This window comes from Streptomyces sp. NPDC093260 (genome assembly GCF_040683715.1).
GTDB lineage: Bacteria > Actinomycetota > Actinomycetes > Streptomycetales > Streptomycetaceae > Streptomyces > Streptomyces sennicomposti.
The window spans coordinates 302,143-316,705 of record NZ_JBFBEK010000003.1; the positions used below are offsets into that span (position 1 = coordinate 302,143).

Below are 14,563 nucleotides of genomic sequence, written 5' to 3' on the forward strand. Positions count from 1 at the left end.
GTTTCGCCGTGCCGCGGAACGCCTGCCCGCAGCTGTGGCAGCGGTGCAGGCCGTTCACTCGGACCCGGCCCCGGGGCGTGGGGGGAGGTGGGGGCGGGCGAGGTTCGGGGTGTCGGCGTAGGTGGGCGGGGTGGCCGGGGGGTTGGACGACAGGAGTTCCAGGGCGAGTTCGATCGCGTCGTCCATCTCGCGGTGGCGGCCCTCGGCCCAGTCCAGCGGGGTGCGCAGGCTCTCCACGTCGGGGGCCACGCCATGGTTCTCGACGGACCAGCCGTACGCGTCGAACCACGCCGCGTTCATCGGCACCGTGATCACCGTGCCGTCGCCGAGCCGGTGCCGGCCGGTCATCCCGACCACGCCGCCCCAGGTGCGCTGGCCGACCACCGGACCGAGCTTCAGCAGCTTGATCGCCGCCGTGATCATGTCGCCGTCGGACGAGGTCGCCTCGTCGGCGAGGGCGACGATGGGCCCGCGCGGCGCGTTCGAGGCGTAGGACACCGGCTCGGCGTTGCGGGTCAGGTCCCAGCCGAGGATCGTACGGGTCAGCTTCTCGATGACCAGCTCGCTGATGTGGCCGCCCGCGTTGCCGCGCACGTCCACGATCAGCGCCGGCCGGGACATCTCCATGCGCACGTCCCGGTTGAACTGCGCCCAGCCCGAGCCGCCGAGGTCCGGGATGTGCAGGTAGCCGCACCGGCCGTCGCTCAACTCCCGCGTCACCGCGCGGCGTTTGGACACCCAGTCCTGGTAGCGCAGCGGCCGGTCGTCGACCAGCGGGACGATCGCGACCCGGCGGGAAGGCCCCTCGCCCGCCGCCGCCGTGAACGTCAGCTCCACCGTCGTGGCGCCGGCCCCGGCCAGCAGCGGGAACGGTCCGGTCACCGGATCCACCGGGCGGCCGTCCACGTGGGTCAGCACCGCGCCGTCGCGGATGCCGGCACCGGCCAGCGGGGAGCGGGCGCGGGAGTCGGAGGAGTCACCGGGCAGGATGCGCCTGACCACCCAGCCGGCGTCGCGGCGCACCAGGTCGGCGCCGAGCAGGCCCTGCCAGCGCTGGTAGTGCGGCGGGCCCTCGTTGCGCCGGGCGGCCGCGACGTAGGCGTGCGAGGTGCCGAGTTCGCCGAGGACCTCGCGCAGCAGGTCGGCGAACTCGTCGGGGGAGGCGACGCGTTCGACCAGCGGGCGGTACTGCGCGAGCACACCGTCCCAGTCGATGCCGCACATCCCCGGGTCCCAGAAGTAGTCGCGGACGATCCGGCCCGCCTCCTCGTACGCCTGCCGCCACTCGGCGGGCGGGTCGACGGTGTGCAGGATGCGGCGGGTGTCGATCCAGGTCGTGGTGTCGCTGTCGCCCAGCTCGGTGGAGGGGACCGCGCGCAGGTCGCCCTCGTCCACGACGACCAGCCGGGTGCCGTCGCCGCTGACCGTGAACCAGTCGAGGTGGCTGACGAGTTCGGACTTCTTCGCCTTGCTGATGTGGAAGTGCTCCAGCGTGGGGCGGCCGGTCATGTCGTTGGGGTTGGCGAACGTCTCGCCCAGCGCGCCGGAGATGGGCCAGCGCAGCCAGACCAGGCCGCCGCCGGCGACGGGGTGCAGCGCGGAGTACTTGGATGCGGTGACCGGGAACGGGGTCACCCGGCTCTCCAGCCCCTCCACCTCGACCGTCACCGCGCCCGGTTCGCCGGTCTCCTCGTCCTCCACCGGGTCGAGACCACCGGCCGCGGGGCGGCCCTCGGGGGTCAGGGCGAAGGGGGAGGGGGTCGCGGAGGAGAGGGGGACCAGGTAGGGCTTGCAGCCGAGCGGGAAGGACAGGTCGCCGGTGTGCACGTCGTACACCGGGTCGAAGCCGCGCCAGGAGAGGAAGGCGAGGTAGCGGCCGTCGCGGGTGAAGACGGGGTTCTCGTCCTCGAAGCGGCCGTCGGTGACGTCGATGACCGTGCGGTCCTTGATGCGGGCCATCCTGATCTGCCGCAGCGAGCGGCCGATGCCGGGGTGGGACCAGGTGACCCAGGCCCCGTCCGGCGAGAACGCGAGATCCCGCACGGGCCCGTTCTCCGACCGCACCAACTCGGTGACGAGCCCTCCGGGGGGAGCGGCGGGGGGCACGGTTGCGCCGGGGGGCGTGGCGGTGTCGCCTCCGGCAGGGGCCTCCGCCGCTTCGGCTTCGCCGGGAGCCGCGGGTGTGTCCGCCTCGCCGGGGGGCCGGGCTTCGCCGGGGGCGTCAGGGGTGCCGGCTGCGCCGGGGGGCGTGGCGGTGTCGGCACCGGCGGGAGGTTGGGCTCCGCCCGGGGGTTCGGGGGTGCCGGCGTCACCCCCGCCGGAGGCGCCGCCCCCACCGGCTCCCTCCCCGCCCTCCCCCGTCCGGAGGAGGTCCCCCACGCCGCCGGCGTCCTCCCTCTCCTCCGAGACGTCGACCAGGAGGAGGCGGCCGTCGTGGGCGGCGACGGCCAGGCGTTCGCCGTCCGGGTCGGAGACCATCTCCAGGACGCGGCCGAGTTCCCCGGAGGCGAGCCGCCGCGGCGGGTGCGAGCCGGTGGCGCGCGGCAGGTCGGCGATCTCGACGGCGTCCTCGCCGTCGGCGTCGGTGACGTAGGCGATCCGCCCGCTCGCCCCGAGCATCTCCGGCAGCCGGACCCGTACACCTGGCGTGTCGCTGATCGTGCGGGCCGGTCCGTCCCGGTGCGTCAGCCAGTACAGCGAGCCGCGGACGACGACCGCGCTGGCCCGGCCCGTCTCGTCGACCGAGATGCCGTCCACGTGCTGCGCGGCCGGCACCGGATAGGGGCGCCGCCCCGCCCGCGGCCCGCTCAGCCGTACCTCCAGCCTGCGCGGCTCGGAGTCCGGGGACAGGTCGTCCACCAGCCACAGTTCCCCCGCGCACTGGTACACCACCCGGCTTCCGTCGCTCGCCGCGTGCCGGGCGTAGAAGGCGTCGTGGTCGGTGTGCCGGCGCAGGTCGGAGCCGTCGTAGGCGCACGAGTAGAGGTTGCCCACGCCCTCGTGGTCGGAGAGGAAGGCGATCCGGCCGCCGACGAACATGGGGCAGGCCAGATGGCCGCCGAGGTCGGGCAGCAGCCGCTGCCCGTGCAGCCACAGCCGTCCCGTCGCACCGCCCCGGTAGCGCTTCCAGGAGGCCGGCTCGTGCGGCGGGGTGCCGGTCAGCAGCAGGCTCTTGCGCTCGCCGTCCACGTCGGCGGCCTGGAGGTCGGAGACCGGGCCCCAGGGCAGTTTGCGGCCGGGGGAGCCGTCGGTGGCGACCTTGTAGGCCCAGGTGAAGTACGAGAACGGCTCGCCCTGTGAGGTGACGGCGAGGATCTCGGTGTTGCCGATCTCGTCGGGCGGCGACCAGCCGCACACCCGCGTGTCGGAGCTGCCCCAGTACGACAGCTGCCGGCCCGGTCCGCCGTCCACCGGTACGAGATGGATCTCCGGCGCGAGGCTGCGCCAGGTGGTGTACGCGATGTGGCGGCCGTCGGGGGAGAAGCGGGGGTGCCCGGTCTTGGTGCGGTCCACGGTGAGCCGCGTGGCCCGGTCCGCTCCGTCCAGCGGGGCCAGCCAGAGATCGTCCTCGGCCACGAAGCACAACAGGTCGCCGCTGAGGTGCGGCAGGCGCAGATAACTCACCAATCCATGCTTCGCCCGGCGACGGAGCGCAGCAACTCGTGCCGCGCTGGGAGACGCGGCGGCCAGGCCGCGCCGGGAACGCGGCGACCCGTGCCGCGCCGGATTCCCGGCGGCCCGAGCGGCACCGGGAGCCCGAGCACCCCCACCGCACGGACCCCGGCACCCACCGCAGTGCGAGCCCGGCGACCCCCGCCGTAACCGGAGCCCGGTGACCCGTGTCGCGCCGGCAGGCCGGGCGCCCCTGTCGCACCGGGCTCCGGCGTCTCCACCGCAGCGCAGGCCCGGCGCCCGCCCGCACCGCAAGCTTGGGGCCCTCCACCGCACCGGAGTCCGGCACCTCGTGTCGCCGCCTGCCGCCCTTATGTCGAACCGACAGACGTGACCCACCCCACGTACGAAACTGTTTCGTTTCGCTCGCGCCGTGCGCTACATTCGTGACGTACGGAACAGCATCGTCCGGCGCGGCCGGAGCGGACAGGAAGGGCGGGCGGGATGACCGAGGTGGCGACCACGCGTCGGAGCCGGCTCACGCCCGAGCGCGAGGCCGAGCTGTACGCGGCCGTGCTCGACCTGCTCCGCGAGGTCGGCTACGACGCCCTCACCATGGACGCCGTCGCCGCCCGCACCCGGTCCAGCAAGGCCACGCTCTACCGCCAGTGGGGCGGCAAGGCCGAACTGGTGGTCCGGGCCGTCCGGCACGACAAGCCCAGCACGTTCGACGGCACCGACACCGGATCCCTCCGCGGCGATCTGCACGCCCTGGTCGCCCGGGAGGACGACTGCACCATGGAGCAGAACTCCGCGCTGATGCGGGGCCTGGCCATGGCGGTGCACAACAACCCCGATCTCCGGCAGGCCTTCCGGGAACAGCTCATCGAGCCCGAGACGGCCGCCTTCAACCGCCTGGTGCGACGCGCCGTGGACCGGGGCGAGGTCCGGGCGGACTGTCCGGCACTCGACTTCGTGGTGCACATGATGGCCGGCGGGTTCGTCGTCCGCGCGCTGATGGAGGATCAGCCGCCCACCCAGGACTTCCTCCGTTCGTACATCGACGCCGTGGTCCTCCCCGCCCTCGGCGCGCCCACCTCCTGACACCCCTCCCCAGCAAGCCCACCCTCTGACGTCACCGCTCACGTCGTCGGGCTGATCACCCCTGCCCAGTTCCACCCAACGACCTGACCGGGAGTACGCCCAAGTGGCCACGTTCCTGTACAAACTAGGCCGCCTCGCCTTCAGGCGACGGCACTTCGTCGCCCTGATCTGGGTGGCGCTGCTGACGCTCGCCGGCGTCGGCGCGGCCTCCGCGCCCGCCGCGGGCAACACGTCCTTCTCCATCCCCGGCACCGAGGCGCAGAAGGCCTTCGACCTGCTGGAACAGCGTTTCCCGGGCGCGAGCGCCGACGGCGCCACCGCGCGCGTGGTGTTCAAGGCGCCGGCCGGCCAGAAGATGACCGACGCCGGCACCAAGGCGACCGTGAACAAGACGGTCAAGGAGCTGACCGGCGGTTCCGAGGTGGCCTCCGTCGCCGACCCCTACACCGGTCACGCGGTCAGCAAGGACGGCACGATCGCGTACGCGTCGGTGAAGTACAAGGTCTCCGGCATGGAGCTGGAGGACTCCTCCCGCACCGCGCTGGAGGACGCCGCGGACCACGCGCGCAAGGCCGGGCTCACGGTGGAGATCGGCGGTGACGCGCTCAACGCCGCGCCCGAGACCGGCGCCACCGAGATCATCGGCATCGCCATCGCGGCCGTCGTCCTCGTCATCACCTTCGGTTCGCTGCTGGCGGCCGGGCTGCCGCTGCTGACCGCGATCATCGGCGTCGGCATCGGCGTCTCCACGGTCACCGCCCTGGCCAGCGCCCTCGACCTGGGCACCACCACCTCCACCCTGGCCTCGATGATCGGCCTCGCGGTCGGCATCGACTACGCGCTGTTCATCGTCTCCCGCTACCGCGCCGAACTGGCCGAGGGCCGCACCCGCGAGGACGCGGCCGGCCGCGCGGTCGGCACCGCCGGCTCCGCGGTGGTCTTCGCCGGTCTCACCGTCGTCATCGCCCTGGTCGGTCTGTCCGTCGTCAACATCCCGATGCTGACGAAGATGGGCATCGCGGCGGCCGGCACGGTCGTCATCGCCGTCCTCATCGCCCTCACCATGATCCCGGCGCTGCTCGGCTACGCCGGCCGCCGGGTCAAGCCGGCCGGTGAGAAGAGCAAGCTGCTCGGCGGCGGCCGCGCCGCGAAGAAGCCGGCCCGCCCCAACATGGGCACCCGCTGGGCGAGCTTCGTGGTCCGCCGGCCCGTCGCCGTGCTGCTGCTCGGCGTGGTCGGCCTGGGCGCCGCCGCCGTCCCGGCCGCGTCCTTGGAGCTGGGCCTGCCCGACGACGGTTCGCAGCCCGTCTCCACCACCCAGCGCCGCGCCTACGACCTGCTCTCCGAGGGCTTCGGCCCCGGCTTCAACGGCCCGCTGATGGTCGTCGTCGACGCCAAGGACAGCGCCCGCCCGAAGACCGCCTTCACCGAGGTGAGCGACGAGATCAAGGGTCTCAAGGACGTCGTCACCGTCACCCCGCCGCAGCCCAACAAGGCCGGCGACACCGCGACGATCACCGTCGTCCCGAACTCCAAGCCGTCCTCCACCACCACCGAGGACCTGGTCCACGCCATCCGCGGCGCGGGCGGAGACATCAAGGCCAAGACGGACGCCGAGATCCTGGTCACCGGCTCCACGGCCATGAACATCGACGTGTCGCAGAAGCTGAACGACGCCCTGGTCCCGTATCTGGCGCTGGTCGTCGGCCTCGCTTTCCTGCTTCTGATCGTGGTCTTCCGCTCGATCCTGGTCCCGCTGAAGGCGGCCCTCGGCTTCCTGCTGTCGGTGCTGGCCGCGCTCGGCGCCGTCGTCGCGGTCTTCCAGTGGGGCTGGCTGTCCGGCCTGATGGGCGTCGAGCAGACCGGGCCGGTCATGTCGATGATGCCGATCTTCATGGTGGGCGTGGTCTTCGGCCTCGCGATGGACTACGAGGTGTTCCTCGTGACCCGGATGCGCGAGGCGTACGTCCACGGCGAGAAGGCGACCCAGGCGGTCGTGACCGGCTTCCGGCACGGCGCGCGGGTCGTGACGGCCGCCGCGGTCATCATGATCGCCGTCTTCTCCGGCTTCATCGGCTCCAGCGAGGCGATGATCAAGATGATCGGCTTCGGCCTGGCGATCGCGGTCTTCTTCGACGCGTTCGTCGTCCGCATGGCCATCGTCCCGGCGGTCCTGGCCCTGCTCGGCCGCCGCGCCTGGTGGCTGCCGGCCTGGCTGGACCGCGCCCTGCCCAACGTCGACGTGGAGGGCGAGGGCCTGCGCGAGAAGGACGCCGACGAGGACCGCGAACTGGTCCCCGCCTGATCCTCGGCGCCGCCCGCACCGAACGGCCGGTGAGGACCCGCACGGGTCGCTCACCGGCCGTCCGGCCGTGCAGGGGGCCGGGGCGCACCTCGTGCCGGAACGCGTCCCCCGCCCGACGGGCACGGTGTCCGGCGGCCTCCGGCCCCGCGGCCCGGCGGCGGGCGACCGGACGGGGAAACCGCGCGAGCGCGCCCCGCCGATGACGTACCGTGCCGGTATGACGACCGCGGCCGACACCGACGCCGGGGGGTCCGGAGCGCACCCCCGTTTCGCCGAGGCCCTCCGGGGGCTCGGGCTCGACGATCTGCTCGCGCGGACCCGGCGGTTCCCGGAGGCGACCCGGACCGCCGCCGAGGCCGCCGCGGCCGTCGGGTGCGAGCTGAGCCAGATCTGCAAGTCGCTCGTCTTCGCCGCCGACCAGGAGCCCGTGCTCGTCCTCATGGACGGGGCCTCGCGGGTGGACCTCGAGCGGGTGCGGGAGCAGCTCGGGGCCGGGAAGGTCACCCGGGCGAGGGCCGACGTCGTCCGGGAGACCACCGGGTACGCCATCGGCGGCGTGCCGCCCTTCGGGCACCGGACCCGGACCCGTGTCCTCGCCGACCGGTCCCTGCTCGCGCATGACGTCGTGTGGGCGGCGGCCGGAACGCCGTACACCGTCTTCCCGATCGCGCCCGCGGACCTCGTCGCCCACGCCGGCGCCACCCTCGCGGACGTGCGCGAGCGGACCTCGTGACGCCGCCGGCCGCCGCCGTCCTGCCGGCGGCGGTCACCCACGCCTGCTGCAAGCCCTCGCGCACCGCATCCCGGACAAGCTCGTCGCCTTCCCGCTGGTCTCCGGCTGCGGACCGCCGATCGGCGCGGTCACGGCGGTGTTCACGGCCGTGCCCGACGCTGCGCGGCGGTGCGGAAAGGAGCACCCTGGAAACAGGTGCTCCGGAGGTGATGGACATGGCGATGGACACGATGAAGACCGCAGTGGGCTGGCACGTGGAGCTGGAGTTCAAGGAGGACGACCAGCACACCAAAGCCGCGGCGATGGTCCGTCTGCCCGACGGCAGCGCGGTCCGCGCGCACGGCACGGCCAGCCGCCACCGCACCGACTCCAACCAGCCGCGGATCGGCGAGGAGATCGCAGGCGCCCGCGCCCTCAACGAACTCGCCGAGCAACTGCTCACCAAGGCGCACGGCGAGATCGACGAGGCCTCGGGCCGCACCTCCCAGCCGATCCACATGTGACCGGACGGACCACCGCGGGCCGGGCGGTGCGGCCGCGGGGCGGCTAGGCCGTCGTCGCGGTCCGTACCGCCCGGACCAGCGCCTGCGCTCTTGGGTCCGCCGTCACATTGGTGCGGAAGCCGTTGGTGACGTAGCCGAAGGCGATGCCCGACTCCGGGTCGGCGAAGCCCAGGGCGCCGCCGCGGCCGGGGTGGCCGAAGGAGCCCGGGGCGAGCAGCGGTGAGGCGCCGCCGTGCAGCATGTAGCCGAGGCCGAAGCGGGTGGGGACGACGAGGACGCGGTCCGCTCCCGCCGAGGCCTCGGTGCGCGCCCGCTCCAGGGTCTGCGGCGTGAACAGGCGCGTGCCGCCGTCCACTTCGCCGATCAGGGAGGCGTAGAAGCGGGCCAGGCCGTCGGCGGTGGCGATGCCGTTGGAGGCGGGCAGCACGGCCGCCCGGTACGCCGGGTCGTTCTCGTCGGCGTGCGGGGTGATCGCGCCGAAGGACCGGCTGGTGAGGGAGTCCGGGTCGGCGTAGGCCTCGGCGACCGCGCGCTTGGGCCTGGTCCGCAGGCCGCCGTTCTCCGTGGCCGGCGGCTCCACGCGGCCCACCCGTCCGACCCGGGCGCGCTCGGTCTCGGGCAGCCCGACCCACAGGTCCGCGCCGAGCGGCCCGGCTATCTCCGCCGCGATCTGCTCGCCGATGCTTCGCCCGGTCAACCGCCGGACCAGCCCGTCCGTCAGCCAGCTGTAGGTCTGGGCGTGGTAGCCGTGGTCCGTGCCCGGCTCCCAGGCCGGCGCCTGCGCGGCCACCGCCCGCGCGCCGCGCGCCGGATCGGCGGCCTCGGCCGGGGTGAGCGGCACGTCGAGGGCGGGCACGCCCGCCCGGTGGGCGAGCAGGTGCCACACCCGCGTGCGCTCCTTGCCGGCCGCCTTGTACTCGGGCCAGTACGCGCCCACCGGCGCGTCCAGGTCCAGCTCCCCGCGCTGGTGCAGCAGCAGGAGCACGGCGGCGGCGACGCCCTTCGTGGCCGAGCGCACGATCTGCGCGGTGCCCCGCTCCCAGCGCGGCGCGCCCTCGGCGCCGTCCACGTCCCGCGTACCGGCCCACAGGTCCACGACCCGGCGCCCGCCGCGGTAGACGGCGACCGCCGCGCCGCGCTCGCCGCGGGCGGCGAAGTTCTCCGCGAACGCTTCCCCGACCGGCTCGAAGCCCTCGGCCACCGTGCCGTGCACGTCCACGCTCGCGCTCACGTCCCTGCTCCCGTCACTCACCACTCGTCACCCGCGGCCGCCCTAGGCCTGCGACAGTGAGTGGAACACGGGCGCGCCGCCTGCGATTCCTCGGGGCGGGCAGGACGGCCGGGACTCAGGTGCGGGCCGTCACCGAGCGCGGGTCGAAGCCGAACGGCAGCTCCAGGCGGTGGGCGCGCATCAGGGCGTCGTCGGAGAGGAGTTCGCCGGTCGGGCCGTCCGCCGCGATCACCCCGTCGCTGAGGACCAGCGCGCGCGGGCACAGTTCGAGCGCGTACGGCAGGTCGTGCGTGACCATCAGCACGGTCACGTCCAACGAGCGCAGGATGTCGGCAAGTTCGCGGCGCGAGGCCGGGTCCAGGTTGGACGAGGGCTCGTCCAGGACCAGGATCTCCGGCTCCATGGCGAGGACGGTCGCCACCGCCACCCGGCGGCGCTGCCCGAAGGAGAGATGGTGCGGCGGGCGGTCGGCGAACCCGTCCATGCCCACCCGCTCCAGGGCGGTGCGCACCCGCGCCTCCAGCTCCGGCCCCTTCACACCGGCCGCCGCCGGACCGAACGCCACGTCCTCGCGCACGGTCGGCATGAACAGCTGGTCGTCGGGGTCCTGGAAGACGATGCCGACCTTCTGCCGGATCTCGGCCATGTGCCGCTTGCCGACCGGCAGCCCGGCCACCGTCACCGTGCCGGCGCCGCCGCCGAGGATGCCGTTCAGATGCAGCACCAGGGTGGTCTTGCCGGCGCCGTTCGGGCCGAGCAGCGCCACCCGCTCACCGCGCTCGATGGCGAAGTCCACGCCGAACAGGGCCTGGTGTCCGTCGGGGTAGGCGAAGGCGAGGCCCGAGACCTCGAGAGAAGCAGTCACAGGACCCATCCCAGCAGACAGACGACGAGCGCGGCACAGGGGAGGGCCAGTGCGTACGACCACTGCGCCCGGGAGGCGGTCACCTCGTCGATGACCGGCATCGAACCGGCGTAGCCGCGGCTGACCATGGCCAGGTGGACCCGCTCGCCGCGCTCGTAGGAACGGATGAACAGCGCGCCCGCCGACTTGGCGAGCACCCCCCAGTGGCGCACACCGCGCGCCTCGAAGCCGCGGGACTCGCGGGCGATCCGCATGCGCCGCATCTCGTCGGTGATGACGTCGCCGTAGCGGATCATGAAGGAGGCGATCTGCACCAGCAGCGGGGGCAGCTTGAGCCGCTGGAGACCGAGCAGCAGCTCGCGCAGTTCCGTGGTGGCGGCCAGCAGCACGGACCCGGCGACGCCGAGCGTGCCCTTGGCGAGCACGTTCCAGGCGCCCCACAGGCCGTTCACGCTCAGCGACAGCCCGAGGACGTGCACCCGCTCGCCCTCGGCGGCGAACGGCATGAGCACCGCGAACGCGACGAACGGCACCTCGATCAGCAGCCGCTTCAGCAGGAAGCCGGCCGGCACCCGGGCCGCCGCGGCGACCGCGGCCAGCAGCACGGCGTACAGGGCGAACGCCCACATCGCCTCGCGCGGGGTGGACACCACGACCACGACGAAGGCGAAGGCCGCGGCGAGCTTCGTGTGCGCCGGCAGTCCGTGCACGGGCGAGTGCCCGTGCCGGTACAGCCGATGGGCGTGCCCGGCTCCCATCTCAGGCGGCCTGCGAGACGGAGGACCCGGGGGCGTCGGAGTCCGTACGGCGTCGGCGGACCACCCAGAAGACGGTGCTGCCGACGACGACGGTGACGCCGACGCCGATCACGCCCGCGAGGCCGCCGGACAGCCGGGCGTCGGAGATGTCCTTCACCCCGTAGTCGGCGAGCGGGGAGTCCGCGCTCGCGTGCGGCTTCTCCTTCTGGTCGATGCCCTTGTCGTGGGCGACCTTCTCCAGGCCGTCGGGGTTGGCGGAGGCGTAGAAGCTGACGAAGCCGGCCAGGATCAGGGAGGTGACCAGGCCGGTGATCCACAGCTTGCGGTGATGGGGGCGCCTCCCCGCTCGAGCGGAGTCGAGAGCTCGGGGGAGCGCGGCGGCCGGGACGGGCGCGTCGACCAGTTCGCCGTTGACCCGCAGCTTGAGGCGCTGCTCCAGGCCGCGCGCGCCGTACACCAGGTCGGGGCGCACGGCGATCACGGCGCCGACCGTGAGCGCGGTGATCGCGGCCTCGCCGATGCCGATGAGGACGTGCACGCCGATCATGGCGGTGGCGACCTTGCCGATGGACACGTCGGTGGTGCCGCCGATCGCGTAGATCAGCGTGAAGACCAGCGCGGCGGCCGGGACCGACAGCAGCGCGGCGGCGAACGAGGCGGCGGTCACCGAGCGGCGGCGGCGCGGCAGCACCTTCACCAGGCCGCGGAAGACGGCGTACGCGACGACGGTCGTCGTGATCGCCATGTCGGTGATGTTGACGCCGAGTGCGGTCAGGCCGCCGTCGGCGAAGAGGATGCCCTGCATCAGCAGGACCACGGACACGCACAGGACCCCGGTGTAGGGGCCCACGAGTATCGCCGCGAGGGCGCCGCCGAGGAGGTGGCCGCTGGTGCCGGCCGCGACGGGGAAGTTGAGCATCTGCACGGCGAAGATGAACGCGGCGACGAGACCGGCCAGGGGCGCGGTCCGCTCGTCGAGTTCCCGGCGGGCGCCGCGCAGGCTCACGGCTAGGGCGCCGGCGGCTACCACACCGGCGGCGGCGGAGGTGGGGGCGTTGATGAATCCGTCAGGCACATGCACCGTTCGAGGATAGCGGGCAGTTGCGAACAGGTTGCAAGAGCGAGGGCGTCGTGAACTGTGGCGGAGTGCCCCGCCGAGCAGTGGGTACGCGCGATGAGTGCCTTTGGCCGCCGATGGTTCGGGAAGCGCTCTCCGGGAAATGTGCGACATTGGAGAGAACGGGGAGGAGCGAGGACAGGCAGCTTTCGTGGGGGTCACAGAGCGTAAGGGGTCGTCCGATGCCGGTAGTCGAACAGTACGCACGAGCCCACATAGTCACCGACGACGATCTGCGGGAGGATCCCGGCGCCGTACCGGTCGTCCTGCGCTACGACCCCGATGAGCCCCGGTCGGTCCAGGTCAGACTGCCCGACCGGCACGAGTGGACGTTCTCCCGCTCGCTGCTCGAACAGGGGCTGCGGGCCCCCACCGGCACCGGTGAGGTGCGGGTGTGGCCGTGCGGGCGGGTCCAGGCCGTGGTCGAGTTCCACTCCGCGCGGGGCGTGTCGGTGGTGCAGTTCGAGACGAGGACGCTGACGCGGTTCCTGCGGCGGACGTACACGGCGGCGGAGACGCCGGCGGTGGCGCACCGGTGACGCGGGCAGCGGCGGGCAGGTGACGCCGGCGGCGCACCCGTAGCGGCGCGGTAGCAGCCCGGCAGCGGCCGGGCGGGGCCGGTGGTCGCCGGCCCCGCTCTCCCCGGCGCCCTGGAGGGTCAGCCCTTCTTCAGCAGGGCCGCCACGATCGGGCCCGCCGTGTCGCCGCCGTGGCCGCCGGCCTGGACGACGCCCGCCGCGGCGAGGTCGCCGCGGTAGGCGGTGAACCAGCCGTTGGGCTTCTTCTGCCCGTCCACCTCGGCGGAGCCGGTCTTCGCGCCGTAGTCCGGGCCGAGGCCGGCCATCGCCTCGGCGGCCGTGCCGGACTGGGCGGTGTAGCGCATCAGCTCGCGCAGCTGGGCGAGCGTGTCCGCGGACAGGGTGCGCGAGGCGGTGGCGAGCTTGCGGTGGTCCACCGACGGCGAGACCAGGTACGGCTGGTGGAAGGTCCCGGTCTTCACCGTGGCCGCCACCGACGCCATGTTCAGCGGGTTCATCCGCACCCCGCCCTGCCCGATGAGCGAGGCCGCCATCTGGGCCGCCGACTGCACCGGCACCGCACCGTCGAAGGAGGGCACCCCGATCGACCAGTTGTCCCGCGACAGCCCGAACACCTCCTGGGCCTGGCGGGTCAGGTCGTCGTTCTTCAGCTTGCCCGCCTGGCTGATGAAGGCGGTGTTGCAGGAGCGGGCGAAGCTCGCCTTGAACGTGCCTTCCTTGATCTCGAAGTCGTCGTCGTTGTGGAACTCCCAGCCGCCGTAGGTGAACGTCTTCGGGCACGGGTGCTGCTTGTCCGCCGACGCGAGCTTCTTCTCGATCAGCAGCGACGAGGTGATGACCTTCATCGTGGAGCCGGGCGCGAGGGAGCCCTGGAGGGCGGTGTCGAAGCCGCGCCCGGCGTTGGCCACCGCCAGGATCTCGCCGGTGGAGGGCCGCAGGACGACGACGGCGGACCGCTCCCGCCGGGCGACCTGCCGCTCGGCCTCGGCCTGGAGGGCGGGGCTCAGCGTCGTGCGGACGGTGCCCGGCGTGCCCTTGCTCAGCTCGGCGAGCGTCTTGTCGGACAGCTTGGCCTTCTTCGCCGCCGCGCCGCGCACGATGCGCAGTTCGACGCCCGCCCTGCCGCCGGCGGTCTTGCCGTACTTCTCGCGCAGCCCGTCCAGCACCGACCCCAGCGAGGGGTAGGCGGCGGTGGTCAGTTCGTGGCCGTCCCGGTCCAGGGCCGTGACCGGCGGGGTGCCGGACTCGCCGGTGACGAGCTTGTCGCCGTCCCTGAGGTCGGGGTGGACGACGGCCGGGTGCCAGTCCACGACCGGCGCGCCGTCGGCGTCGCGGCGTACGACGGTCAGCGCGCTGTCGTAGGCGAGCGGCGCGGTCACGCCCCGGTACGCCACCGTCGCCTTGACGGAGAACGGTACCTTGCCGCCGCTGGGCGTGCCCTCGGTCACCGCGACGTTCGTGAGGTGGGCGTCCTTGGCGTACTCGGTCAGCAGGGCGGTGGCCGCCGCCGAGTCGCTGGTCGCCGCGGCGGCCTCGGCCGGCCGGCCCTGCTGCCAGGCCGTCAGGAACCGTCCTGCGGCGGTCTGCACCTCGACCGCCGTCAGCGGGCCGGTCTTCACCTTCTCGACGGTTCCCGCGGACGCGGTGTGGCCCTCGGCCTCGGCGCCGCCGCCGTACAGCGCGTAGGCGCCGATGCCGGCGCCGCCGACGACCACGGCGACCAGTCCGCCGATCAGGGCCGGCCGTTTGTTCCGTCGCTCGGCGACGCGCCTTCTCTTGCCCACTGCCTTCCGTCC

11 protein-coding genes are annotated in these 14,563 nt (G+C 73.5%); 5 read left to right on the forward strand and 6 right to left on the reverse strand.

From position 1 onward, the window contains the following. Window positions 1-54 precede the first annotated feature (54 nt). Window positions 55-3,624, reverse strand: a complete 3,570-nt coding sequence (locus AB0N63_RS05575) for a S41 family peptidase (protein ID WP_365524433.1) — start codon at window positions 3,622-3,624, stop codon at window positions 55-57. Between the two features lie 492 nt (window positions 3,625-4,116). On the opposite strand from AB0N63_RS05575, the gene AB0N63_RS05580 reads away from it, so the two are divergent. The 4 genes from AB0N63_RS05580 to AB0N63_RS05595 all read left to right on the forward strand — a co-directional run bounded on the left by AB0N63_RS05580 (window position 4,117) and on the right by AB0N63_RS05595 (window position 8,257). Continuing rightward, a complete protein-coding gene (locus AB0N63_RS05580) occupies window positions 4,117-4,716 on the forward strand; it encodes a TetR/AcrR family transcriptional regulator (protein WP_365524436.1) in 600 nt (199 codons plus the stop codon). Window positions 4,717-4,819: 103 nt separating this feature from the next. Then, complete coding sequence (locus AB0N63_RS05585; RefSeq protein WP_365524439.1) at window positions 4,820-7,021, forward strand: MMPL family transporter; 2,202 nt, start codon at window positions 4,820-4,822, stop codon at window positions 7,019-7,021. 217 nt (window positions 7,022-7,238) lie between these two features. Continuing rightward, window positions 7,239-7,754, forward strand: coding sequence for a YbaK/EbsC family protein (locus AB0N63_RS05590; protein ID WP_365524442.1), 516 nt, complete (start codon window positions 7,239-7,241; stop codon window positions 7,752-7,754). Window positions 7,755-7,963: 209 nt separating this feature from the next. Next, window positions 7,964-8,257, forward strand: coding sequence for a DUF1876 domain-containing protein (locus tag AB0N63_RS05595; RefSeq protein ID WP_365524444.1), 294 nt, complete (start codon window positions 7,964-7,966; stop codon window positions 8,255-8,257). Between the two features lie 43 nt (window positions 8,258-8,300). Here the strand turns inward: AB0N63_RS05595 and AB0N63_RS05600 are convergent, their stop codons facing one another. From AB0N63_RS05600 to AB0N63_RS05615, 4 genes are all read right to left on the reverse strand, one after another. After that, window positions 8,301-9,476 carry a serine hydrolase domain-containing protein gene (locus tag AB0N63_RS05600; RefSeq protein ID WP_365524795.1) on the reverse strand — a complete coding sequence of 392 codons (1,176 nt, stop codon included), beginning with the start codon at window positions 9,474-9,476 and terminating at the stop codon, window positions 8,301-8,303. Window positions 9,477-9,603: 127 nt separating this feature from the next. Next, entirely contained in the window at window positions 9,604-10,362 is a 759-nt protein-coding gene (locus AB0N63_RS05605) for an ABC transporter ATP-binding protein (RefSeq protein WP_365524446.1), read from the reverse strand. Next, a complete protein-coding gene (cbiQ, locus tag AB0N63_RS05610; RefSeq protein WP_365524449.1) occupies window positions 10,350-11,111 on the reverse strand; it encodes a cobalt ECF transporter T component CbiQ in 762 nt (253 codons plus the stop codon). The genes AB0N63_RS05605 and cbiQ overlap by 13 nt, the downstream gene beginning before the upstream one ends. Window position 11,112: 1 nt before the next feature. Beyond that, complete coding sequence (locus tag AB0N63_RS05615) at window positions 11,113-12,192, reverse strand: energy-coupling factor ABC transporter permease (RefSeq protein ID WP_365524452.1); 1,080 nt, start codon at window positions 12,190-12,192, stop codon at window positions 11,113-11,115. A gap of 218 nt (window positions 12,193-12,410) precedes the next feature. On the opposite strand from AB0N63_RS05615, the gene AB0N63_RS05620 reads away from it, so the two are divergent. Next, a complete protein-coding gene (locus AB0N63_RS05620) occupies window positions 12,411-12,767 on the forward strand; it encodes an SsgA family sporulation/cell division regulator (RefSeq protein ID WP_365524455.1) in 357 nt (118 codons plus the stop codon). A 119-nt stretch (window positions 12,768-12,886) separates the two neighbouring features. On the opposite strand, the gene AB0N63_RS05625 is transcribed toward AB0N63_RS05620, so the two are convergent. Next, entirely contained in the window at window positions 12,887-14,551 is a 1,665-nt protein-coding gene (locus AB0N63_RS05625) for a penicillin-binding transpeptidase domain-containing protein (protein ID WP_365524458.1), read from the reverse strand. Window positions 14,552-14,563: the final 12 nt, after the last annotated feature.